At 61.4% G+C, this 22,121-nt stretch carries 23 protein-coding genes; 15 read left to right on the top strand and 8 right to left on the bottom strand.

The genetic code is table 11. The annotated features are described in order from the left end of the window. Positions 1-161 precede the first annotated feature (161 nt). Together G3O01_RS02270 and petA are read left to right on the top strand one after the other, a co-directional pair. On the top strand, positions 162-617 hold the full coding sequence (locus tag G3O01_RS02270; RefSeq protein WP_205802807.1) for a carboxypeptidase regulatory-like domain-containing protein: 456 nt from the start codon (positions 162-164) through the stop codon (positions 615-617). Further along, positions 614-1,234, top strand: coding sequence for a ubiquinol-cytochrome c reductase iron-sulfur subunit (gene petA / locus G3O01_RS02265; protein ID WP_205802806.1), 621 nt, complete (start codon positions 614-616; stop codon positions 1,232-1,234). The genes G3O01_RS02270 and petA overlap by 4 nt, the downstream gene beginning before the upstream one ends. Positions 1,235-1,296: 62 nt before the next feature. Here petA and G3O01_RS02260 read toward each other — a convergent pair whose 3' ends face one another. Continuing rightward, positions 1,297-1,542, bottom strand: a complete 246-nt coding sequence (locus tag G3O01_RS02260; RefSeq protein ID WP_205802805.1) for a hypothetical protein — start codon at positions 1,540-1,542, stop codon at positions 1,297-1,299. Here G3O01_RS02260 and G3O01_RS02255 point away from each other — a divergent pair. From G3O01_RS02255 to G3O01_RS02220, 8 genes are all read left to right on the top strand, one after another. Next, entirely contained in the window at positions 1,541-2,539 is a 999-nt protein-coding gene (locus G3O01_RS02255) for a M23 family metallopeptidase (RefSeq protein ID WP_205802804.1), read from the top strand. The genes G3O01_RS02260 and G3O01_RS02255 overlap by 2 nt on opposite strands. A 34-nt stretch (positions 2,540-2,573) precedes the next feature. After that, entirely contained in the window at positions 2,574-3,398 is an 825-nt protein-coding gene (locus G3O01_RS02250; RefSeq protein ID WP_205802803.1) for a serine hydrolase, read from the top strand. A 93-nt stretch (positions 3,399-3,491) separates the two neighbouring features. After that, positions 3,492-4,418, top strand: a complete 927-nt coding sequence (locus G3O01_RS02245; protein WP_205802802.1) for a LysR family transcriptional regulator — start codon at positions 3,492-3,494, stop codon at positions 4,416-4,418. Between the two features lie 117 nt (positions 4,419-4,535). Then, complete coding sequence (locus tag G3O01_RS02240) at positions 4,536-5,246, top strand: SDR family oxidoreductase (RefSeq protein WP_205802801.1); 711 nt, start codon at positions 4,536-4,538, stop codon at positions 5,244-5,246. A 127-nt stretch (positions 5,247-5,373) separates the two neighbouring features. After that, a complete protein-coding gene (locus tag G3O01_RS02235; protein ID WP_205802800.1) occupies positions 5,374-6,585 on the top strand; it encodes a YbfB/YjiJ family MFS transporter in 1,212 nt (403 codons plus the stop codon). Positions 6,586-6,621: 36 nt separating this feature from the next. Beyond that, a complete protein-coding gene (locus G3O01_RS02230) occupies positions 6,622-7,884 on the top strand; it encodes an MFS transporter (protein WP_205802799.1) in 1,263 nt (420 codons plus the stop codon). A gap of 137 nt (positions 7,885-8,021) precedes the next feature. Continuing rightward, a complete protein-coding gene (locus G3O01_RS02225; RefSeq protein ID WP_205802798.1) occupies positions 8,022-8,336 on the top strand; it encodes an antibiotic biosynthesis monooxygenase in 315 nt (104 codons plus the stop codon). A gap of 15 nt (positions 8,337-8,351) precedes the next feature. Continuing rightward, positions 8,352-10,301, top strand: a complete 1,950-nt coding sequence (locus tag G3O01_RS02220) for an enterotoxin (protein WP_205802797.1) — start codon at positions 8,352-8,354, stop codon at positions 10,299-10,301. A 19-nt stretch (positions 10,302-10,320) separates the two neighbouring features. On the opposite strand, the gene G3O01_RS02215 is transcribed toward G3O01_RS02220, so the two are convergent. Together G3O01_RS02215 and G3O01_RS02210 are read right to left on the bottom strand one after the other, a co-directional pair. Then, entirely contained in the window at positions 10,321-12,204 is a 1,884-nt protein-coding gene (locus tag G3O01_RS02215) for a beta-galactosidase (RefSeq protein ID WP_205802796.1), read from the bottom strand. Positions 12,205-12,218: 14 nt separating this feature from the next. Beyond that, positions 12,219-13,130 (bottom strand): LysR family transcriptional regulator, encoded by a 912-nt coding sequence (locus G3O01_RS02210; RefSeq protein WP_205802795.1) that lies wholly within the window; start codon positions 13,128-13,130, stop codon positions 12,219-12,221. Between the two features lie 85 nt (positions 13,131-13,215). Here G3O01_RS02210 and G3O01_RS02205 point away from each other — a divergent pair, with 85 nt between their 5' ends. Together G3O01_RS02205 and G3O01_RS02200 are read left to right on the top strand one after the other, a co-directional pair. After that, positions 13,216-13,992 (top strand): NAD(P)H-dependent oxidoreductase, encoded by a 777-nt coding sequence (locus G3O01_RS02205; RefSeq protein WP_205803081.1) that lies wholly within the window; start codon positions 13,216-13,218, stop codon positions 13,990-13,992. 183 nt (positions 13,993-14,175) lie between these two features. Further along, positions 14,176-14,595 carry a hypothetical protein gene (locus G3O01_RS02200; protein WP_205802794.1) on the top strand — a complete coding sequence of 140 codons (420 nt, stop codon included), beginning with the start codon at positions 14,176-14,178 and terminating at the stop codon, positions 14,593-14,595. Between the two features lie 90 nt (positions 14,596-14,685). Here the strand turns inward: G3O01_RS02200 and G3O01_RS02195 are convergent, their stop codons facing one another. Together G3O01_RS02195 and G3O01_RS02190 are read right to left on the bottom strand one after the other, a co-directional pair. Continuing rightward, the gene (locus G3O01_RS02195) at positions 14,686-15,414 is read right to left on the bottom strand and encodes an OmpW family outer membrane protein (RefSeq protein WP_205803079.1); all 729 of its coding nucleotides are present in this window, start codon (positions 15,412-15,414) and stop codon (positions 14,686-14,688) included. A 122-nt stretch (positions 15,415-15,536) separates the two neighbouring features. Beyond that, positions 15,537-16,301 (bottom strand): ParA family protein, encoded by a 765-nt coding sequence (locus tag G3O01_RS02190; protein WP_205802793.1) that lies wholly within the window; start codon positions 16,299-16,301, stop codon positions 15,537-15,539. A gap of 229 nt (positions 16,302-16,530) precedes the next feature. Between G3O01_RS02190 and G3O01_RS02185 the strand changes: the two genes are divergently transcribed. Next, on the top strand, positions 16,531-16,746 hold the full coding sequence (locus G3O01_RS02185) for a hypothetical protein (RefSeq protein ID WP_205802792.1): 216 nt from the start codon (positions 16,531-16,533) through the stop codon (positions 16,744-16,746). A 25-nt stretch (positions 16,747-16,771) separates the two neighbouring features. Next, positions 16,772-17,578, top strand: coding sequence for an alpha/beta fold hydrolase (locus G3O01_RS02180; RefSeq protein ID WP_205802791.1), 807 nt, complete (start codon positions 16,772-16,774; stop codon positions 17,576-17,578). Between the two features lie 15 nt (positions 17,579-17,593). Here G3O01_RS02180 and G3O01_RS02175 read toward each other — a convergent pair whose 3' ends face one another. Then, entirely contained in the window at positions 17,594-18,751 is a 1,158-nt protein-coding gene (locus G3O01_RS02175) for a pyridoxal phosphate-dependent aminotransferase (protein WP_205802790.1), read from the bottom strand. A 64-nt stretch (positions 18,752-18,815) separates the two neighbouring features. Continuing rightward, positions 18,816-19,127, bottom strand: a complete 312-nt coding sequence (locus G3O01_RS02170; RefSeq protein ID WP_205802789.1) for a hypothetical protein — start codon at positions 19,125-19,127, stop codon at positions 18,816-18,818. A 413-nt stretch (positions 19,128-19,540) separates the two neighbouring features. Between G3O01_RS02170 and G3O01_RS02165 the strand changes: the two genes are divergently transcribed. After that, entirely contained in the window at positions 19,541-21,241 is a 1,701-nt protein-coding gene (locus tag G3O01_RS02165) for a metallophosphoesterase family protein (protein ID WP_205802788.1), read from the top strand. A gap of 72 nt (positions 21,242-21,313) precedes the next feature. On the opposite strand, the gene surE is transcribed toward G3O01_RS02165, so the two are convergent. Beyond that, positions 21,314-22,108 (bottom strand): 5'/3'-nucleotidase SurE, encoded by a 795-nt coding sequence (surE, locus tag G3O01_RS02160; RefSeq protein WP_205802787.1) that lies wholly within the window; start codon positions 22,106-22,108, stop codon positions 21,314-21,316. Between the last annotated feature and the right edge of the window lie 13 nt (positions 22,109-22,121).

Here is a 22,121-nt window from a genome sequence, read left to right as displayed (position 1 = left end):
CGTGTGACATGTGCCTTGCGCACGCGAACCATAACCTCACGCGTCTTAATTCTCTTTTAATTCGCCCTGCCTAAATTGGTAACGAGACAACAGTGTGATTGCGTCGTTCCATGACAAGGCATCTGCAATACGCGAATTGATCTTCAAGAAGGAGAATTATCATGAACAGGTTCACCAAGGCCAGTCTCGTTGCGATTGCGCTCGTATTCGCGCAATCCGCCACAACGGCAGCATTTGCGGCAACGACGGATCTGCCGCAGATTCATCAGCAAGGCGCAGTCACTTATCTGTCGGGCGGCGTAGGCAGCGATCAGGCGGCTGCGCTCAAAGACGTGATGCACAAATACCCGCTCGTACTCGAATTTGCGGGTGCGACGCATCAAGGAAACGAGTATCTCGCCGACGTGCCCGTCCATATCACCGACATGAAGGGCGCAACCGTTCTCAAGGCAACCGCCAATGGACCGTTCATGCTGGCCACGCTGCCGGGTGGTCGCTACAAGGTCACTGCGAGTTACGAAGGCAAGACGCAGCAGCGCGTGGTGAACGTCAGTTCGTCAGGACACGTCCGCACGATGTTCGTGTGGCCTGCGCATGCCGACCGGAGCGAATCATGAGCGCCGATGCGGATGCCCCCGTCGACGAAGCTCGCCGCCGCTGGATGATCGCGACTTCGGTAGCAGGTGGGATTGCAGGCGTAGCCGTTGCGACGCCTTTCGTCGAATCGTTCAGGCCGTCGGCATCCGCGCTCGCGGCGGGCGCACCGGTGACAGTCGACATCAGCCGCCTGCAACCCGGCGACATGATGACGGCTGCGTGGCGCGGCAAGCCGATCTTCATCGTCAATCGCACCGATGCGATGCTCGCCGATGTGCGCAGCGCCGACTCTCTCGTCGCGGACCCGCATTCGACACGGCCTTTCTCGATGCCGCTGCCGTCCTATTGCAACAACGAGTTTCGTTCACGCGCGGAGCATCGCAATCTTCTCGTCGTGGTCGGCGTGTGCACGCATCTCGGCTGTACACCGAGTCCGCGCTTTCAGCCGGGTCCGCAGACAAGTCTTCCCGACGACTGGCCTGGCGGATTTCTCTGCCCGTGCCATGGCTCAACCTACGATCTCGCAGGCCGCGTATTCAAGGACAAACCCGCGCCGCAGAATCTCGACGTGCCGCGTTATCGATTTGAATCTGCACAAAGCGTGGTGATCGGCGCAGACGAGCAAGGAGACGCATAAGCACGCATCAGCACACATAAATACGCAGTTTGATATTCGGCAATGGCCCCTTTAAGATTCATTTAAGTGTCGGCCGCTATGGTGTGCGCTCCGTCGCCTATCACTGCACGGCAGCCCGCCGCATTTATTACATGCCGTTCGAAAAACCCCTGCCGTTTGCCGTCATTTTTACCGTGCTGTGCCTGCAGCTCGAGTAAAGGCGACGCGCGTTTCATTCCTTCATCTGGACGCCACGCGTCTATCAGTTCGAGCGCGAACACACACCTGGCTTCGCGCAATCGCCACCGCAGTTCTGCAATTTCGATCATGCCCTTTCCCGCATTCGTTGCGCCGTCGGCGCGTAGTGGCAAAGTCATTCTGGCGTGCGTGCTCAGCTCCGTTTGTGCCGCGTCGATTTTTTCGCCACATCGCGCGAAGCATGCTGTCGATCAGGACGACGCAGCCGGCGCGCAATCGGCATCGTTGAATCGCGAAGCCGCGGACACGACACGTCAGGCGCCGCCCGCGCCCGAGCCGCAGCCTGTCGTCAAATCGGCGACCATCAAGAGCAGCTTTGCGGAAGCCGCGCAGCGTCTAGGTCTCGATGGCCGCACCACGGCCTTGCTCGCCCACGCGTTTTCCGGCGAGATCGACTTTCGCCGCGATCTGAAGCCCGGCAATACGATCAGCCTCGTCGTCGATCCGCCCGAAGGCAACGACGCTGCGCAGGAACCGGCGTCCACGCCACTTGCCGTGCGCATCGCCACGGGCACCTCGTCGCACGATCTGTTTCTGTACCGCAATCTCGAAGGCAAGCCGTTCTACTACACGAAAGACGGCGCGAGCACGACGCCTGCGTTCGCGCGCTATCCGCTCGCGTATGAGCGCGTGTCGTCGGATTTCTCGCTGCGCCGTCTCGACCCCGTCACGCACCAATGGCAAAGCCACGACGGCGTCGATCTCGCCGCGCCTGCCGGCACGCCCGTTCATGCGACGGCGCGTGGCACCGTCTCATTCATCGGGCGGCAAACGGGGTATGGCAAGGTGATCGTGTTGCGCAATCCGCCGCCGTATCAGACGGTGTTCGCGCATCTGTCGCGCTTCGCAAAGGGATTGCATCGCGGTGCTCAGGTGCAACGCGGCCAGGTCATCGGCTATGTGGGATCGACGGGATGGGCGACGGGTCCGCACCTGCACTACGAGGTGCATGTCGACGCCGTGCCGAAAGATCCGTTGACGGTCGCGCTGCCGGGCAACGATCCACTCGATGCAACCGAGCGCGTGCAGTTCGCGAAGGAAGCCGACCGTCTCGAGGCATTGCTGTGACCTCACGCATTCATTCCGTTCCCAATCGCGCGACGTGCTGAAACTTCATCTCTTCCTCACGCTGTTATTGATCGCGAGCCTCGTGCCCGCGATCGCGCACGCAAAGCGCGCTGCGTCCAAACCGTCGGTGCAGGCGCGTGCCGCCATCGTCGTCGATATGACGACGGGCCGCACGCTCTACGCGAAACACGCCGACGAACGCCGGCCCATCGCATCGTTGACGAAGCTGCTGACGGCGATGGTCGTGCTCGACGCCAAGCACTCGATGATCAAGCCGCTGCGCGTGACGGATGCCGACGTCGACCGTCTGAAATGGTCGCGCTCGCGCCTGCCCGTCGATTCGCTGCTGTTGCGCGGTACGCTGTTGCATATCGCGTTGATGTCGTCGGAAAACCGCGCGGCATTTGCCTTGAGCCGCGACTATCCGGGCGGGCGTCCCGGTTTCGTGCGCGCGATGAACCGCACGGCAAAGCGCCTGCATATGACGCACAGCCATTTTGTCGATCCGACGGGACTGTCGCCGCACAACGTATCGAGTGCACGCGATCTCACGCGGCTCGTGCGCGCCGCGTATCGCTACCCGGTTATCCGGCGCTACTCGACTGCGCATCAGAAGCTGGTGCTCGGCGGCGACGGCCCGCTGATGTACCGCAACACCGATCCACTGGTGTATCGCGCCGCGTGGCAAGTCGGGCTGCAGAAAACCGGCTTCACCAACGAAGCCGGCCATTGCCTGATCGTCGTCACGATGGTGCGCGGCCATCCCGTGCTGATCGTGCTGCTCGGCTCGCCCACTCCGCACTCGCACTTCCAGGATGCTGCCGATCTGCGCCACTGGCTCATGACAGCGCGCCACTGACAAACGCGCTGCCCCTTTGAAGGGTCCGAACAGACGCGCCGCTGTACACTTCCGGGCAACGTCGCCCGCTGGCGATTCACTGAGCGATGCACCATGGACCGGATCGACGCAATGAAGGTGTTCGTCGCGACGCTGGACGAAGGCAGCCTGGCGGGCGCGAGCCGCCGGCTCGGCCGCTCGCCCGCCGCGGTGAGCCGCGCCATTGCCTTTCTCGAAGCACACGTCGGCTCGCCGCTCCTGCACCGCACCACGCGCACCATCAAGCTCAGCGAAGCCGGCGAGCGTTACGCGGCCGCGTGCCGGCGCATCCTGACCGATCTGGAAGAAGCTGACCTGCTGGTGGCGGGCGAGCGCTCCGCGCCGCGCGGCCTGTTGAACATCACGGCGCCCGTCGCCGCCGGCCAGGACATGCTGCGCTCGATCCTCGACGACTTCATCGACGCCTACCCGGCCGTGTCAGTGCGGCTGCATATGCTCGACCGCCCGGTAAGTCTCATCGACGAAGGGATCGATGTCGCGCTGCGCATCGCGCATTTGCCCGATTCGACTTTGATCGCGATTCCCGTTGGTGAAGTGCGGCGCGTCGTCGCCGCGTCGCCGCGCTATCTGGCCAGGCATCCGCAGATTCGCGAGCCCGCCGATCTCGAGCAACATCAGATCATTTCGATGACGCACTTCGGCCTTGATTCATGGAGCTTTCCACCCGCCGAAGGCTCGACCGTCGCGCAGGTCGTCCATTTCTCGCCGCGCCTGATCGTCAACAGCATCGACGCCGCCGTGGCGTCCGCCGTCGAAGGACGCGGCGTTACGCGCATGTTTTCGTACCACGTCGCCCAGCAGGTGAAGGACGGCCAGCTGCGCATCGTCCTGCGCGACAGCGAGCACGCGCCCTTGCCCGTGCATCTGCTGACACCGCACGGCCGCCTCTCGGTGCCGAAAGTGCGCGCTTTCGTCGACTTCGCCACGCCGCGCCTGCGCCGGCATTTCAAGCAGCTTCAGCGCATCACCAATAGTGATTGAACCGCGCGGCGGAAGAATGTCTGCCGCACTACGTGGATTCTCTCTGCTGCCGACTGAATCTATATTCGCTCCATCGACATCGGGCCCGCGCGGCCCACTGGTTAAAGGAGCGAATCAATGGGTGCCGAACAGAAAGTAGTGATCGTCACGGGTGCGTCGCAAGGCATTGGCGCGGGTCTGGTGAAAGGCTATCGCGACCGCAATTTCCGCGTCGTCGCGACCTCGCGCACGATCAGACCGAGCGACGATCCCGACATCGCCACCGTGCAGGGCGATATCGCCGATGTGAAAACCGCCCAGCAGGTGATCGACGTCGCACTGGCGCGCTTTGGACGGATCGATACGCTCGTCAACAACGCGGGCATTTTCATCGCCAAGCCGTTCGATACCTACACGCCCGAAGACTACGACGCCGTGATGGCGACCAACGTGAACGGCTTCTTTCACATCACGCAGCGCGCGCTGACGGAGATGAGCAAAAAGCGCAGCGGCCACGTTGTGAACATCACGGCAAGTCTCGTTGACCGTCCGCGCGCCGGGCTACCGGCCGCCATGGCTGCTCTCACGAAAGGCGGCCTGAACGCGGTGACGCGCTCGCTGGCAATCGAGTACGCGCCGCTGGGCATTCGCGTGAATGCCGTCGCACCGGGCGTCGTCAAGACGCCGTTGCATCCACGCGAGCGGCACGAAGCGCTTGCACGCTTTCATCCGCTCGGGCGTCTGGGCGAAGTATCGGATATCGCGGAAGCCGTGCTCTATCTGGAATCGGCGGCATTCGTGACGGGTGAAATTCTGCACGTCGACGGCGGCAGCAACGTCGGCTCCTGAAAACGCACATGTTTATCGCACGGTATTGCCCATATTATTTATTTCGGATGCCGTAGCATTTTAAGCGCATCACTGCTCTTCTTGAGGAATCGCAGCAAGCAGTAGCGGCAGAAGCACGGAGGTCATCATGCAGGACGCAGCGGTCAGGATATCGCCGCCCGCTTTCAACATCACACGCGGCACCGTGGCGGGTGCCAGTGCAAGTCTCGTCGGGATTGGCCTGGCGCGTTTCGCGTATACGCCGCTGCTTCCCGCCATCATCGACGCGCACTGGTTCGCGGCCTCGACTGCTGCGTATCTGGGCGCGGCGAACCTGGGTGGCTATCTGGCGGGCGCGCTGCTTGGCGGCTATCTCGCGAAGCGGGCCAACGTAGCGCAGGTACTGCGCGCGATGATGCTGCTGGCAACGATTGCGTTCATCGCGTGTGCGTTTCCGCTGTCATTCCTGTGGTTCTTCGGCTGGCGCTTCGCGTCGGGCCTCGCAGGCGGCGCATTGATGGTGCTGGCCGCGCCAACCGTGCTCGCGCACGTGCCGCCGTCGCGCCGTGGCCTCGTAAGCGGCGCGATTTTCGCGGGCATCGGCCTTGGCATCGCCGCGTCCGGCACGCTCGTGCCGCTGCTGCTGCGTGAAGGCGTGACGCAGACATGGCTCGGACTCGGCGCCATTTCGCTGCTGTTGACGGCCGGCGCATGGAACGGCTGGCCGAAGCAGGACCCGCATCATCATGCGGCGCATCCGCATCATGCGAAGCACCAGAAGCCGGGCGGCATGACGTTGCGCGCACTCTATGCAGAGTACGCCCTCAATGCAATCGGCCTCGTGCCACACATGCTGTTTCTCGTCGATTTCGTGTCGCGCGGTCTCGGCAAGGGACTCGACACCGGCGCGCAATATTGGGTGCTGTTCGGTCTCGGCGCGATTGCCGGCCCGCTCCTGAGCGGATATCTCGCCGACCGCGCGGGTTTCGGTCCCGCGCTGCGTGTCGCGTTCGTGATCCAGATCGTCGCCGTCGCATTGCCGCTGATCGGCACGGATCCGGTGTTGCTGATTGCCTCGAGTGTGCTGATGGGCGCTGCCGTGCCCGGCATCGTGGCGCTCGCGCTTGGCCGCGTGAACGAACTGCTCGCGCATCACCCCGCCGCACAGAAAGGCGCGTGGAGCACAGCCACGACTGCGTTCGCGGTCTTTCAGGCCGGCGCTGCGTACGGACTGTCGTTCCTGTTCTCGCAGAACGGCGGCAACTATCAGATGTTGTTCGCGATCGGCGCAACGGCAATCGCGCTTGCGCTGTCCATCGACCTGTTCACCGCGCTGCGCGGCGAACCGGGCAACCGTTAATGCTTCACTGCAAAACTTGATTGAAGGAATGAAGGCATGAACCAGCCCACGCCCACTGTCTCGTTACGCAGCGCCCCCGAAGTCGGCGCGCGCGGCTACACAGAGCGCAATCAGCAATACTGGATGCGCAATCTGTTTGTCTGCGTATTCGGCTCTTTCACCACACTGGTCAGCCTGAGCATGCTGCTGCCGTTTTTGCCGCTCTACGTGAAGCAGCTCGGCGTCGAATCGCAGGCGGACGTGATCCAGTGGTCGGGCGTCGCGTTCGGCGCGACCTTTCTCGGCACGGCCGTCACCGCACCCTTGTGGGGCCGTCTCGCCGACCGCTACGGGCGCAAGCCGATGTTGATCCGCGCCGCCGTCGGCATGGCCGTGGTGATGTCGCTGATCGGCATCGCGCATAACGTCTATGAACTGGTGGGGCTGCGGCTGATCGCGGGCCTCGTTGGCGGCTATGCGTCGGCCTCGACGGTGATGGTCGGCACGCAGGCGCCGCGCGAACGCGCCGGCTGGGCGCTCGGCTTGCTGTCGACGGGCGCGCTCGCGGGCAATCTGGTCGGGCCGCTGATCGGCGGGCTGCTGCCCGGCCTGATCGGCATACGCGGCACGTTCTTCGCGGGTGGCGCGGTGATCGCGGTCGCCGCGCTGTTGACCATCGTCGTCGTCAAGGAAGACTTCCAGCCTGACACCGATTCGAAGCGCAAAGCCGCCAGCGGAACCGCCGCCACGCAGACGGCGCGCACGCACTACGCGGTGATCGGCGCACTGCTCGCCACGGCGATGATGGTGCTGCTCGCCAACATGTCGATCGAGCCGGTGATCACCGTCTATGTCGGCAGCCTCGGCGTCGCGCCGGACCATCTCGCGCGCATTGCGGGCGTCGTGATGGCCTGCTCCGCGTTCGGCAGCATGCTGACAGCGGCGCGTCTGGGCGCGCTCGCGGACCGCATCGGCGGATGGAATGTGATTATCGGTTGCCTCGTCGTGACGGGCCTCGTGATGATTCCGCAGGCGTTCGTGCATCAATGGTGGCAGCTGGCCGCCATGCGCGCAGTGATGGGCATGTCGCTCGCGGGGCTGCTGCCCGCCATCGCCAAGCTTGCGCGCCACGCCGTCGATGAGAGCAAGACGGGCCAGATGCTCGGGTATCTGCAGTCCGCGCAATTCAGCGGACAGGTGGTGGGCCCCGTGATCGGCGGACAGATCGCCGTCTGGTTCGGCATGCATTCGGTGTTTTTCGTCACCGGTTCGCTGCTGGTCGTGTGCGCGGCTTTCGCGCAATGGGCGCGCGGACGGTAACCTCTGCGGCGTCGAGCCGCACCCCGCTGCACGCGTCTGCGATGTTGTGCGTATGATCCTGTACGTATACTTTGCCGGTAGACTTTCGAAGCATCGGCAATTTCACGCGACATCGCAGTCATACGGGAGCGACAGTCATGTTCATTGCAATGAACCGGTTCAAGGTGGCGCTGGGTTCGGAAGGCGCGTTCGAGGAAGTGTGGACGACGCGGGATACGCATCTGAACGACGTGCCCGGTTTTGTCGAGTTTCATCTGCTGAAGGGCCCGCAACGCGAGGACCACGTGCTGTACTCGAGCCATACGATCTGGGCGAATCGCGCGGCTTTCGAAGCGTGGACGCAGTCGGAAGCGTTCCGCGCCGCACATAGAAATGCGGGAGGAGAAGCGCGTGCGCTTTATCTCGGACACCCTGAGTTCGAGGGATTCGAGGTGCTTCAGACCGTGAAGTAATACAGGCAGCGCGTCATGCACGCTGCCGACACCACCGCGCTCGCGCATGCTGGCGCGCCTGAATACCAGGTGCACGGCGACCGCTACGCGTTCGGCAATGCCGCCATCGCAATGAGTTGGAGCATTGCCGACCATGCGATATGCGGCGTTTGCGTGACCGACCGCGTGCACATGCGCAGCCTGAGCGTCAGCGAGCCGTTCGTGATCCGCTTCGCTGACGGACGCACGCTCGATGCAAGCGGGTTACGGCTCGATTCGCCATGGCGCGAAGAAGTACTGCCCGCCGTGGCGAATGCGCTGCGGCAAGCGGAACGTGTCGCCGGCCGCCGCGTGACAGCGACACTCAGCGACAGCGAGCGCCGTCTGCGGGTGGAATGGAGTGTCGAACAGCGCGAGGATTCGCTTTACCTGCGCCAGCATCTGTCGATTACCGCGCTGCTGCAGGACGAACCTGTTGCATCCGTTTCGCTGCTGTCGATACACGCGCCCAATGCGCGCAAAGCGGGCGATCTCGCGGCGGTGCCGGTTGTCGACGGCAATATCTATCTCGGCTTCGAGCTTCCGATGTCGGAAAGCGAAGTGCGCGATGGCATTGCATCCTTTAGCACGAGTCGTGCATTGCCGCTGGAAAAAGGCAAAACGCTTGCGTATTCAGCCGTTGCCGGTGTGTTCCGCGAAGGCCAGTTGCGCCGCGACTTCGCTGCCTATATCGAGCTTGAGCGGGCACGACCCTACAGTCCGCTTCTGCATTACAACTCGTGGTACGACATCGGCTTCCTGACGAAGTACACGCAGGATCAGGCCGTCGAACGCATTCACGCAATCGGCCGCGAACTGCATGACAAACGCGGCGTGCAGCTCGACTCGTTCCTGTTCGACGACGGCTGGGACGACTATAGCGGCCACTGGTCGTTCAGCGACGCCTTCCCCGATGGTTTCCTTCCATTGAAGCATGCAGCCGCGCGCTATGGCGCGGCGCCCGGCGTCTGGTTGTCGCCATGGGGTGGCTACGGTCCACCCCGCACGGAGCGCGTGACACGTGGCCGCGCGGCAGGATACGAAACGGCCGGCGACGGCTTCGCGCTCTCGGGGCCGAGGTACTATCGGCGCTTTCATGAAGTCGCGCTGGACCTGCTCACGCGACACGGCGTCAATCACTTCAAACTCGACGGCACGGGAAACGCAAACACGGTCGTGCCCGGCAGCCGCTTCAACAGCGATTGGGATGCAGCCGTCTCACTCATCGAAGCGATGCGAGAGGCAAAACGCGACGTGTTCGTGAATCTGTCGACGGGCACGCAAGCGTCGCCGTTCTGGCTCCGCTATGTCGATTCGATCTGGCGCGACGGTGCGGATTACGGTTTTGCGGGCGTAGGCAGCGATCGTGAGCAATGGATCACTTATCGCGATGCGCAGACGTACCGCAATGCCGTATGTCGAAGTCCGCTTTTTCCGCTCAATTCACTGATGCTTCACGGCATCATTTACGCTCAGGAAAATAAGCGGCTCAATAGCGATCCCGAGCACGCGTTTTCTCATGAAGTGCAGTCATACTTCGGCAGCGGAACGCAATTGCAGGAACTGTATGTCACGCCTTCTGTGCTGCAGGAGCGCGATTGGGACGTACTCGCACAAGCTGCCCGCTGGGCGCGCGAGCATTCCGATGTACTGCGCGATTGCCACTGGATCGGCGGTGCGCCGGACAAGCTAGAAATCTATGGATGGGCTGCGTGGGCACCGACGAAGGCGATCGTCACGCTGCGTAATCCGGGAGATCGCACGGAAGAATTCGTGCTCGATTTGAGAGCACATCTCGAACTGCCCGTGTCAATTGCGGGCCAATTCTTCGCGAGTCTTCCGTTCGTAGAAAACAATGCAAGCGTGCCGGCCGTGTGGGACTCTGATCGTCCCCAAACGATTCGTCTCGCTCCTTTTCAGGTATTGACGATCGAGTTCTCTCCATAGAGCCGCGCCTGATCTCGTTCTATGAAAGAGTCGTTGCCAGAATGACAGTCTTTACTTCGGTTTGGTGCAGATCGAAGATCAGGACCGTATTGTCGCCAGGTCTCAGCCACGGCGCCGGGCAATAGAGCCGTCTCTGCGGACCGATGTTCCAGTAGCGCCCAAGATTACGTCCGTTCACCCAGACGAAGCCTTTGGTCCATTCGGACATGTCGAGATAGACGTCTGCGGCTGCATCGATTGAAAGCGTTGCGGTAAAGAAAATCCCAGCCCTTTCAGGATTGGAACAGACCGGACGCAAGTTGCCGACGAACGATGCATCCATTGGCAACAGCACGACTTCCCAATCAGTCAAGACCTGCTCTGCACCCGACAGATCACGCAAGATCACCGGGTCGCCAATGCCTTTGCGATCGATCATGGAATGCCCATAATTCACTCGCCCCATGCCTTCGACGAGCACCTCCAGCAATGCAGCATCATCTTGTTTGGCCGAAGCACCAGGCAATGCAAGCGGCTCGCGATGCACGACATTGCACGGCAACGCGCGGTTTTCCGGCAGACGCACGCGCGACACGCCGCCAACGTACTGTCCATCGACAAAAACGGGCGCGTAGTCGTGAACATCACCTATATCCAGCGCGCCGCCTTCGTAACGCTCAAGCACCTTCCGATAAAGCACAAAGCCGAACGCCTGCCCGTACATTTCGAATGGCTGCGGATGCCGTGTTCGAGAAGCTGGGAGTGCAGCAGGAAGATTGTCCCAGAGAGACGCGTACCGTTGCGGCACTAACGGACCAATGCTCTTCACGTCCAGCACCGGAACAGGCGCAGGCACTTCAGGTAAAGGCGTAGACAAGTATCTGGCGATAATGCCGCGATACTGCATATACCGCGATGTCGCCACGCCCTGCTCGCTGATTGGCGCGGCATAATCGTAGCTGGTGATATCGGGCTGGTATTCGCCAGAGTCGACATCGACATTCGCACCCGCATAAAACCCGAAACTCGTTCCGCCGTGAATTACGTAGAGATTGAATGACAGGTTCTTTCGCATCAACTCATCGAGCGTGGCGGAAAGATCGACGGTAGTCCCTTGATACGTGCTGTCACCCCAATGCGTGAGCCAGCCGGGATAGACCTCGCCCGCCAAAGCAGGTACGGACGGAAACACCTTGCGCACGGCTTCGATCTGCGCCGCGTTACCGTTGCTTAACGCAATCGCGCCGCCTTCGACATACGACCTGTTCTGCTGCAATTGAACGAGACCATCTTCTGTGTAGAACGGTCCATGAATTCCGCCGCGGATCCAGAGTTGCCTGAGCTCTTCCAGATAGCTCGGGTTGCTATCGAACGAGCCGAATTCATTTTCGATCTGGATCATCAGAATCGGGCCGCCATTGCCTGCCATCAATGGACGAATGCGCGGCACGAGTTCGTCGATATAGCGCTCGACGGCGTGCATGTAGCGCGGACTATTTGCGCTATCAGTGCGCAACTCAATATCGGTATCCGCCAACAACCACGATGGAATGCCGCCGAGATCCCATTCCGCGCACACATAGGGACCGGGCCTGAATAGCACCCACATGCACTCTGTCTGACAAAGCCGGATAAAAGCTTCGATAACGCGATTGTCAGTATGAAAGTCGAATGCTCCTTCGCTCGGCTCGTGATAATTCCACATCACGTAGATCGCGATGGTGTTCATCCCCATTGCCTTCGCCATCTGAATCCGATGCTGCCAGTACTCCACGGGAATGCGCGCAGGATGCAATTCGCCGCTGCGGATCTGAAATGGCTCGCCGTCCAGCAAAAAACCGTCTCCGTTCGCAGCAAAAGTGAAGATGTGCGGGACATTCGGATCCGCTGGGATCGTGTCGTGGCTGGACTCTCGCTTCTTCATGGGCTCTCCACTTTTCAGACGGCACTCTGTTTAGCCAGCGCCTGCGCAATGTGTTCGCGCAACCAGCGGTGCGCTGGGTCCCGATGACATCGCTCATGCCATAGCATGCCCATTTCATAGCCGGGCACATCGACTGGCGGCCTGACAATCTTCAACGCGCTCGTGCTGAGAACCAGCCGTTCGGGAACCATTGCGACGAGATCCGTATTCGCAAGCACGGAGATCATGACCAGAAAGTGTGGCACAGAGAGTACTACACGCCGCGTAAGTCCCAACTGTGCGAGTACTTCATCCGTGACGCCGCGAAAACCGCCACCATCCGGAGAGACAATGACATGCTCCAGTGCGCAGAATTGCGCCAGCGTCGGCCGGCGCTTCAACCGCGGATGACCAGCGCGGCCAGCCAGTACATAACGCTCCCTGAAAAGCACCCGGCGGTGCAAACCGAGAGGAGACTCGTCGCTGGTATGGAACGCTAGATCGATGTCCCCTTGCTCCGCCTGCTTCACGATGCGCGTCGGCATCATTTCAACAACGGAAAGCCGCGTGCCCGGCGCCGCCGTGCGCAACGCATTCAATGCGGGCAGCAGTACCGTCGACTCGCTGTAATCACTCGCCGCCAGCCGCCAGGTGTGCGTCGCTTTGGATGGATCGAATGCCCTGGCAGGTGATATGACGCTCTCAAGCACATCGAGCGCTTCACGCAGCGGCTCTCGCAGCTCATCGGCTCGCGCGGTAGGCCGCATGCCACGTGGCCCAGGTAGCAGCAGCGGATCGCCAAAGATCTCGCGCAGCTTCGCGAGATGCACGCTCACTGAAGGCTGCGAGAAATTTAAACGCTCCGCTGCGCGCGTCACGTTATGTTCCGACAACAGTGCATCGAGCGTGACCAGCAGATTGAGGTCTAGCTGTCTGAGATTAATCATCGTAATACCGGACATGTCAGAAATTCATTTCCAATATACCCGACGGCCGCCTACGCTGCTCATCATCAATCACGGAGATCGAATGATGAATGTACTCTTTGTGTATGCGCATCCCGAACCGCGCTCGCTGAATGGCGCGTTAAAGGATTTTTCGGTTGCGCGTCTGGAAGCTGCGGGTCATCACGTACAGGTGTCCGACCTGTATGCAATGAACTGGAAAGCATCGCTTGATTCGAATGACAGCGCGAGTGCGCCTACTCGCGACCGCTTCGATCCAAGCCTCGATTCAAAGCATGCGTTTGAGAACGGCTTGCAGCGGGAGGACATTGCGCTGGAGCAACAGAAACTGCTATGGGCAGACGCTGTGATTCTGCAATTCCCGCTCTGGTGGTTCTCGATGCCGGCCATCCTGAAGGGCTGGGTCGAGCGCGTCTATGCGTATGGTTTCGCCTACGGCGTGGGCGAGCACTCCGACGTGCGCTGGGGCGACCGCTATGGCGAAGGAACGCTTGCCGGTAAGCGCGCCATGCTGATTGTCACAACGGGAGGCTGGGAATCGCACTACGCAGCGCGCGGCATCAACGGTCCGATCGACGATCTGCTATTCCCGATTCATCATGGGATTCTCTACTATCCCGGCTTTGACGTGCTGCCGCCGTTCGTGACGTATCAAACGGGAAAGATGGATGACGCTCGTTACGCATCCACATGCGAGAAGCTCGGTCAACGTCTGGACACGCTGTGGACGACACAGCCCATACCATTTCGTCCGCAAAATGCAGGCGCATACGATATCCCCGCACTCACGTTGCGCGACGAGATCGCACCCGGCAAAGCGGGATTCGCTGCGCATCTTGCATGACGAATACGCTCGCCGATTAGCCGACCCGGTAATTCAGTCGATCGTTTTATGCGCAGCGCGTAATATTTCCTTAATGGCACGGGGTATTACATTGCCTTTCGCATCGAGAAAATATTTCTTATCGCCATTATGCTATAACCGGAATGTGACCCAAATTAGCGATCACTCCGATCTCGATGCGATATGGCGTTTTACTATGTCGAACCCGAAGTCGCTGGCGGCCTTGGACAGGATTCCGTTGTGGATTCAACTGTCCATCCGCCAACCGTCATCAAGCTGCATTATAGAATCATCAACTGGCTAGGCGATGCGCTACTGGAGAGCTTTCCCGCGTTGATCATCACGCGCGAAGCTGCCGATGCACTGAATGAAGCCGGTATGAGTGGATTCGAATGCAGCGAAGTTGAAGTCACGATGAGCGACTCGTTCAAAGAAATCTACCCGGAGCGGGTATTGCCGGAATTCCTGTGGTTATCCGTGACCGGCAAGGCCGGGCGCAATGATCTGGGCCTTGCCGATGACTCGCGGCTCGTCGCCTCCGAGCGCGCGCTAAGTCTGTTGAAAACATTCGGCCTGGATAACGCGATTGTCGAAGCGTACTGACACTCGTGCTTATCTCCCTCCAAAAGCCAAAGGCCCGTCTTTCGACGGGCCCCTGGTTGCCTTTTTTGAAGAATGAATCTCTGACTTTCGTCAGAAGCGATACCCAACAGACACAAATGAAACGATAGGATCCACGTGCAGTTTCGACGTGCTTGTCACTGTGCCGACGCTCGAATGCGTCGTCAGCGTCGCGCGTGTCGACAGCCACATGTACGACAGCGACACCCCCGCCGACCAATGCTTGTCGAAGTTATACGTAAAACCGGCATTGATGACAGGTGCAAACGAATTGCTCAGCTTGGCCGATGTCGGACCTTCGAGCGCGCTTCCGTAAGTCGAAGAATAGAGAAACGCACCGCTCGACATCGACGAACTGAGCTTCACACCGCTATACCAGACATAGGCAGCGCCCGCGCCGAGATACGGGCGGAAATGGCTTTGCGCATCGTTGAAATAGTATTTCAGCAATAGCGTCGGGCTCCATTCGTACGCCTTGCCCAGTTCGCCGAGTCCCGCAAGCGTGCCCGTGCCGTTGAGCGTGAACTTCGGCGGGATGCCGAATACGCCTTCCACAGCGATGTGATCGGTGACGAAGTACGTCGCCGTCAAGCCGACCGTATCGGACCCGTCGACGCTCGCGCCCGACCCGCTCGCTGTCGACGTCGCACCCAGCGCATTAATGCTGAAGGGTTGGCTCGACGACTGCGGCGCAAGGTGAAACCAGCCGACGTTCGCAACAAAACTGCCCGCGCTCTGCGCGTGCGCGGCCGTACCCATCAGAAGCGCGGCCGCTACGGCGATGGCCCGGTATAGCCTCATCATCTCCTCCTTTGTTGTGTTGGTCTGGAGGCGATTTTATGTGCACGACCGTTCGAATCGATACGTCGACTCTGGTGTGTTGATTCTGGAATTTTGTAAGGATTGTCCCCGCTGTTTCCGCGCTAGCCCGCCAGTTCGCGATGCAGCGCCAGATATTCCTGCGACAGCTTGTGCCGCGGATCGAGATGGATCACGGGCGTCGCATGCTGGTGCGACTCGCGAATCTTGACCGACGACGACAGCCTCGAACCCAGCACGGGCAACCCTTCGCTCACCAGTTCGTCGACCAGTTGCTGCGGCAAGCTCGCGCGAGGCTGGAACTGGTTGATCACGATGCCTTCGACATGCAGTGCATCGTTGTGATCCTGCTGGATTTCCTTCACGTTATCGAGCAGCGTATAAAGCGCGCGACGCGAGAAGTCGTCGCAGTCGAACGGAATCAGGCAGCGCTCGACGGCGATCAGCGCCGAGCGCGTGTAGAAATTCAGCGCGGGCGGCGTGTCGATATAAATCGCGTCGTACATGTCCAGTTCGTTCAGCGCATCGCGCAGCTTGTAAATCTTGTAGCGCGATTCGAGCTTGCCGTGCAGCGTATCGAGATCCGCGTGCGCGGGCATGATGTCGAGGTTCTCGAACGGCGTCGGATGAATGAACGACGTCACATCGATCGGCTTGAAGCTGAACGTCAGTGCCGTTTCGAAGAAGCTCGCCACCGTGGGATTGACTTCGTTTGCCCGCGCGCCGAGCAGATACTGGCTCGAATTGCCTTGCGCATCCAGATCGATGACGAGCGTACGGAGCCCTTCGCTGGCGCTGATGGCCGCGAGATTGCATACGATGGTCGATTTGCCGACACCACCCTTCTGATTGAATACGACGCGCCGCATGTGTCCCCTCTTGCATTCGATTGCCGGAAAAAGAGCAGCATACCTCAGCCAGATTGCCGGGCGATGCGCGCCATAATGTGCGCGCAATGCGCGCATTCGTATGACGCGCGTTCATCGCCTAGAATCGTTTCAGGCGCATCGCGCCCGGCCGCATGCACAAGGCCGCGCCGGGCTCCCGCCACGCGGGATGTGCGCCATCCAACGCGCGAACTTGTCTCAGGAGGTTACGATGAAAGCAGACGAAAAGGGCGACGTGCGAGCCTTCGTGCAAACGGCCGAACAGGCGGGCGACTTTGTGTGGGTGATTGCACTGGTCGATTTCGGTGCACGCGAAGTCAAGCGCACGATCGTCTCCGACGAACAATACTCGACGCGCGCCGCCGCCAAAGACGCGGGCGACGCGCGCCTGAAAGCACTCACGGAGGACCGCCACGCGCACGCTTGACCGCTCCTCACCCGCTGCGTCGGGTGTGTCGCTGCTTGTGTTCTGCGCGGGTATCGCGCTGGCCATCTATCTGGCCGTGCTGATCGCGCTTTACCTGATGCAGGACACCATGCTGCTGCCCGCGCCGCTCGACGTCGCCGCGTTGCCCACCGGGCATCACGGCGCGTACGACGTCGAGCAATGGCGCGCCAATGGCCAGTACGCGGGCTATGTCGTCACGCCTGCCGCAGGCTCGCCACGCGGGACGGTTCTGCTTTTTCACGGCAACGCGGAAACGGCGGAAAACAAGCTGCCTGTTGCCGATGTGTTCGAGCGCGATGGTTATCGCGTGGTGATTGTCGAATATCCGGGCCAGGGACAACGTCAAGGCCCGCGCACGATGCTCGCGGCGTTGGCGGCCTCGCGAGAAGCCTTAAGCGCGGCTCGCTCGCAGTGGAGCGGCCCGTTGTATCTGGTCGGCGAATCGCTCGGTGCGGGCATGGCGGCGCAGGCCGTTAAGGGCAACGAGGCCGCGCTCGCGGGTGTCGTGCTGATTACGCCGTGGGATACGCTTGCGAGCGTCGCAGGTGAAAAGTACTGGCTATTTCCCGTTCGCTGGATGCTGCACGATCCTTTCGATTCCATCGCCGCGCTCGAACGCTATGACGGACCACTCGTCGTGATCGGTGCGCAGCAGGACACGCTGATTCCGATCAGGCACGCGCAACGACTGGTGAATGCGCATCCCGGCGCACGTCTGATGGTGCTGCCCGACGCGAATCACGAAGACTGGTTCGGCGCGATGCACGACTCGCACTGGCAACAGGTGCTGCGCTGGCTGCACGCAGCCTGACTCTGGCCTGCAGCGTCACGCACCCCACGCGGCGCGCACGCGCTCGCGGATATCCGCAAGACGCGTAACGGATTCGTTAGCGAACACGAAGCGCAGATACCGTTGCGCCTGCGGACCCCAGCCGTTCATTGGCGTCGCAGCGACTTCGCCTTTTTCCAGCAGAAGACGTGACGCGTCGGCCGGCGCAATGCCCAGTTGCATCGTGTCGATCAGCAGCGACCATCCGCCATCGGGACGCACCAAGGGCAATTCATGCAAAGCGCCCAGCAGAAAATCGCGCCGCGCCTGCCATTCGGCGACCGCCTGTGCGACGCCATCGTCGGTGCAGGTCAACGCGGCCGTCGCGCCCGGCATGCCGATTCCAACCTGACAGACGACATTCGACAGGCTCGTCAGCCGCACGTCGTGCATGATGCGCTCGGGGCCGACGATCCAGCCCACACGCCAGCCGATCATCCGGTATTCCTTCGATACCGAGCCAACCGTGAAGGTGCGCTCGCGCATGTCCGGCAGCGACGCGGGATGAATTGGCTTGCGCCCGTCGAACAGGATGCGCTCCATCGCGGCATCGTAGACGAGCCATGCATCCGCGCGGCGGCAATGATCGGCGATAGCGTGCCATTCGGCTTCGTTCGCGACGAAACCGCTCGGCATCGACGGCGACATGATGAGGAACGCGCGCGTGCGCGGCCCGACTGCATTCGCGAGCGATTCGATGTCGAGCCGCCAGCCATCGGCGGTAGCGTTGAGTTGCGCGAACTTCGGCACGCCACCCGCCAGCAGCACGCGATTGATGAGGCCCGCGTAAGTGGGATCGGTCAGTACGACCTCGTCGCCCGGTTCGAGGATCGACAGCAGCACGTTGAGAATGCCTGCCAGCCCGCCTGCGGAAATAATGCATTCGCTGCTGGCGTCGTAGCGATTGCCCGTGGACTGCTGCATCCGCGCGACGACGGCCTGGCGCAATGCCGTTTGTCCGGTGAATGGCAAGTAGCTGTTCGCGTCGTCATCGTCGACGGCCTGGTGAGTGAGGCGAATTGCTTCGGCGGGCGGACGCAGATCGGTATCGAGATTTTCCAGCCGAAGAATATTGCGGTTCTTCGTGGCGTCGGCCGCGTCACCCATCCGGTCGACGCCTATGCCTGGGATATTGCGCAAACGGGAGACTGTCATGAGGGACTCTTCGCATCGGGCGATATGCGGGGAATCTTACTATTGGGTGGCGTGGTTGGGCTTCTCACACGCCGCTCGCCCTTCTCCCCATCAACTCATTCCGGATCAACGCATGCAAGTCCTCCGCGCTCGGCTGCGTGCCCCATCGGCTCGCGCCCGCAACGGATGCGATCGCGAACCACGAATGCGGCGGAAACCATTCCTGCACCATCACACCGTTCTGTCGCAGGCACAGTTGGCCAGTCAGTTCGCTGTATTCGGCCGACATCGACTTGCCGTTCGCCTGCACCGTCACGCACGTGCCCTTCGACGACGGCTGCTCTTCCACGCTGACGATCACATCTTCGCCGGATGAATCTTCGTATGCGGCGCCCATGATCAGCGACGCCCAGCCAATGCAACCCGACGGAAAACGACGCGCGTCGTCGAAGTATTGATTGTTTTCATCAAGCCCTCCCAGCTTTGTGTATCGGGAGACACTCTATGCAAATCGCACCGCGAATATGTGTGCGTATGTAAGCAAACGTGAATCCCGTCACTGCTTTACGGCACGGCAGGGAAAAAGTGTAACGACTGCCTTCAATTCGCTTGTCGAGTGTGCGCGCTTACAACACTCGTGGCTCGCCGCTGTGCGGATACGTCGTGATTGCGCTGTCACAGCGAGGTAACACGTTTGGGAATATCGTGTTGCCCGGAATGACGCTTCCTTCCCGTTCCTTCCCAGCGCCGACGCCCCCGCGCCGCTGCGTACCCGTGCGTCGTCCGCCTTCCACCGCGAGAAAAAACGACATGTCGAACAAGAACGCCCCCGATACAACCACCACCGAGCCAGACAACACGCAGTCCACCACATTCTCGCGCCGCGGCTTTCTGAAGCTCGCGGGCGCGTCGAGCTTCGCCACGGCGGCAGGCACCTTCGCAGGCGCCGCGAAAGCCGATCCGTCGACGCCCGATGGCACGCCCGAGCAGGTCCATCTGACGTGGGGCGAAGATCCCACGAATGAAGTCGTCGTGTCGTGGGCATCGACGGCCGCAGCTGCCAATCCGCGCGTGCGCTTCGGCGCAACGGGCGACAGGAAGGACACCGTGCACGCCGTTCAACGCACGTACACGGACGGCCTGAACGGCGAAGTCGTCTTCACCTATCACGCACGCCTGCACGGCCTGAAGCCGAACACGACATACCAATACGAAGTCACCGCCGATAACGACAGCAGCACCGGCTCGCCCTTCTCCGCATCGTTCAGGACCGCGCCGCGCGGCCGCACGCCGTTCCGCTTCACGAGCTATGGCGATCTGGCAACGCCGAACACCGGCTGGGTGCTGTCGTCGCCGCAAAGCCGCTTCGCGGTACAGGCCGTCGAACGCTTTCAGCCGCTCTTTCACCTGCTGAACGGCGACCTCTGCTACGCGAACCTGAACCCGACGCAGCAACCCGCCGTGTGGCGCGACTTCGGCAACAACAATCAGACGTCGGCGGCAAACCGTCCGTGGATGCCTTGTCCAGGCAATCACGAAATCGAATTCAACAACGGCGCGCAAGGCTTCGATTCGTATCTGACGCGCTACACGCTGCCGCACAACGGCACGCGTTTTCCGGGCCGCTGGTACAGCTTCCGCGTGGCCTCCGTGCTGTTCATCTCGCTCGATGCCGACGATGTCGTGTATCAGGACGCAGCCGCGTTCGTCGCAGGCCCGGCGCCGCTCGTGCCTGCTGCGAGCACGGGCCATCCCGCAATCGCGCCGGGCACGTCGTTCTACGTGCGCGGTTACAGCAACGGCGAGCAGACGCAATGGCTCGAAAAGACGCTGCGCCATGCCGCCGACAATGACGACATCGACTGGATCATCGTGCAGATGCATCAGGATGCGCTGAGTTCGTCGAAGACGGGCAACGGTTCCGACAAGGGCATTCGTGAAGCGTGGCTGCCGCTGTTCGACCGCTATGGCGTGGACCTCGTGCTATGCGGGCACGATCACGACTATGAGCGCAGCTACCCCGTGCGCGGCTGCAATCATCACGCGGGCATCGATGCCACCACGGGCGAGAAAGTCGACACGCTGCAACCGAAGCCGGTTGTGCACGCGCACGCGAGCAGCGGCAATACGTTCGACACGAGCCACGGCACGATCCATCTGATTCTCGGGGGCGGCGGCACGAGTGCGCCGCTCGACGTGTATGGCGTCGATACGGGCAACGGTAACCCGCAGGCGAAGATCTTCACGAAACCCAACCGGCCGATTCCCGGCGCTACGGCGGGCACGTTCACGCGCGCGAACGCCGACGCGCTCGAAGACGCGATCTGGTCCGCGCAGCGCGATACGGGTACGGGCTATGGCATCGCCGTGTTCGACTACGATCCGGGTTCGCACGGCGGCAAGACGACGATCACGATGAACTACTATCACGCGCCCGGCGCGGATCAGACGCCGACCGCGAACTACGAGCTGTTCGAAACCATCACGCTGTCGAAGCATCGACGCGGTTGATCGTGATGCGTGGCGTTGCGCAGACATTGCGCAGCGCCACGCGTTCAACACGCGTCACTTGCGGAACGTGTTTCAGGCCTTGCCGCCCGCACCCAGCGAAGCCGACAGCTTCGCAAACGTGTTCTCGTCCGTGCGATCGAAGTAAAGCGGCGTCACCGACACGCGCCCCGACGCGACCACCGCCGTTTCGCTATCGGGCGCATTCTCGCGCGGGCCGCGCTGGAATCGCAGCCAATGATATTCAAGGCCGCGCGGGTCGACATGCGGCAACACATCGATGCCTTCCACCAGACCCACGCCCTGCTTCGTTGGCGTAAGCGGCCCCGCAGCCGAAGCATCGACATCGGGGAAATTGACGTTCAGGCAAACAGGTACATCGTGCTCGATCGCGAGCAACTGGCGGATCACGCCCGGCGCGAGCGCACGCGCCGTATCCCAGCGTACTTTCTCGCGATCCTTGAAAACCTGGCTCAACGCGATGGAAGGCAGCCCGAGCAGCAGACCCGTCATTGCCGCGCCGACCGTGCCGGAGAACATCGTCTCGACGCCGAGATTGCCGCCGCGATTGATGCCGGACAGCACCAGCGTAGGCGGCGTATCGCGCATCAGATGACGCGCGGCCATCACGACGCAATCGCCAGGCGTGCCGATCACGCCGAAGCGTCGCTCGCCCTGTCGGCTCACGCGCAGCGGCGAATGCAGGCTGATCGAATGCGACGTGCCGCTCTGATCGTGCTCGGGCGCGACCACCCACACTTCGTCGGCGATCTCAGCGGCTACGGCTTCGAGCGCAGCGAGGCCGGGGGCGTCGATGCCGTCGTCATTGGTGAGGAGAACGCGGGGGACTTTGCGGAAGGATGCGGACATGACGTGAGATATC

Origin of the sequence: Burkholderia sp. Ac-20365, from assembly GCF_017104715.1 — a bacterium.
GTDB lineage: Bacteria > Pseudomonadota > Gammaproteobacteria > Burkholderiales > Burkholderiaceae > Paraburkholderia.
This window is presented reverse-complemented; position numbering and strand designations above follow the sequence as displayed.

Coding starts and splice junctions, on each gene's coding strand:
- G3O01_RS02235 (WP_205802800.1), top strand. CDS start 5,374: ATGCAGGACGCAGCGGTCAGGATATCGCCGCCCGCTTTCAACATCACA.
- G3O01_RS02260 (WP_205802805.1), bottom strand. CDS start 1,542: ATGATCGAAATTGCAGAACTGCGGTGGCGATTGCGCGAAGCCAGGTGT.
- G3O01_RS02225 (WP_205802798.1), top strand. CDS start 8,022: ATGTTCATTGCAATGAACCGGTTCAAGGTGGCGCTGGGTTCGGAAGGC.
- G3O01_RS02240 (WP_205802801.1), top strand. CDS start 4,536: ATGGGTGCCGAACAGAAAGTAGTGATCGTCACGGGTGCGTCGCAAGGC.
- G3O01_RS02165 (WP_205802788.1), top strand. CDS start 19,541: ATGTCGAACAAGAACGCCCCCGATACAACCACCACCGAGCCAGACAAC.
- surE (WP_205802787.1), bottom strand. CDS start 22,108: ATGTCCGCATCCTTCCGCAAAGTCCCCCGCGTTCTCCTCACCAATGAC.
- G3O01_RS02220 (WP_205802797.1), top strand. CDS start 8,352: ATGCACGCTGCCGACACCACCGCGCTCGCGCATGCTGGCGCGCCTGAA.
- G3O01_RS02185 (WP_205802792.1), top strand. CDS start 16,531: ATGAAAGCAGACGAAAAGGGCGACGTGCGAGCCTTCGTGCAAACGGCC.
- G3O01_RS02215 (WP_205802796.1), bottom strand. CDS start 12,204: ATGAAGAAGCGAGAGTCCAGCCACGACACGATCCCAGCGGATCCGAAT.
- G3O01_RS02190 (WP_205802793.1), bottom strand. CDS start 16,301: ATGCGGCGCGTCGTATTCAATCAGAAGGGTGGTGTCGGCAAATCGACC.
- G3O01_RS02175 (WP_205802790.1), bottom strand. CDS start 18,751: ATGACAGTCTCCCGTTTGCGCAATATCCCAGGCATAGGCGTCGACCGG.
- G3O01_RS02210 (WP_205802795.1), bottom strand. CDS start 13,130: ATGATTAATCTCAGACAGCTAGACCTCAATCTGCTGGTCACGCTCGAT.
- G3O01_RS02205 (WP_205803081.1), top strand. CDS start 13,216: ATGAATGTACTCTTTGTGTATGCGCATCCCGAACCGCGCTCGCTGAAT.
- petA (WP_205802806.1), top strand. CDS start 614: ATGAGCGCCGATGCGGATGCCCCCGTCGACGAAGCTCGCCGCCGCTGG.
- G3O01_RS02200 (WP_205802794.1), top strand. CDS start 14,176: ATGGCGTTTTACTATGTCGAACCCGAAGTCGCTGGCGGCCTTGGACAG.
- G3O01_RS02230 (WP_205802799.1), top strand. CDS start 6,622: ATGAACCAGCCCACGCCCACTGTCTCGTTACGCAGCGCCCCCGAAGTC.
- G3O01_RS02170 (WP_205802789.1), bottom strand. CDS start 19,127: ATGGGCGCCGCATACGAAGATTCATCCGGCGAAGATGTGATCGTCAGC.
- G3O01_RS02255 (WP_205802804.1), top strand. CDS start 1,541: ATGCCCTTTCCCGCATTCGTTGCGCCGTCGGCGCGTAGTGGCAAAGTC.
- G3O01_RS02245 (WP_205802802.1), top strand. CDS start 3,492: ATGGACCGGATCGACGCAATGAAGGTGTTCGTCGCGACGCTGGACGAA.
- G3O01_RS02270 (WP_205802807.1), top strand. CDS start 162: ATGAACAGGTTCACCAAGGCCAGTCTCGTTGCGATTGCGCTCGTATTC.
- G3O01_RS02195 (WP_205803079.1), bottom strand. CDS start 15,414: ATGAGGCTATACCGGGCCATCGCCGTAGCGGCCGCGCTTCTGATGGGT.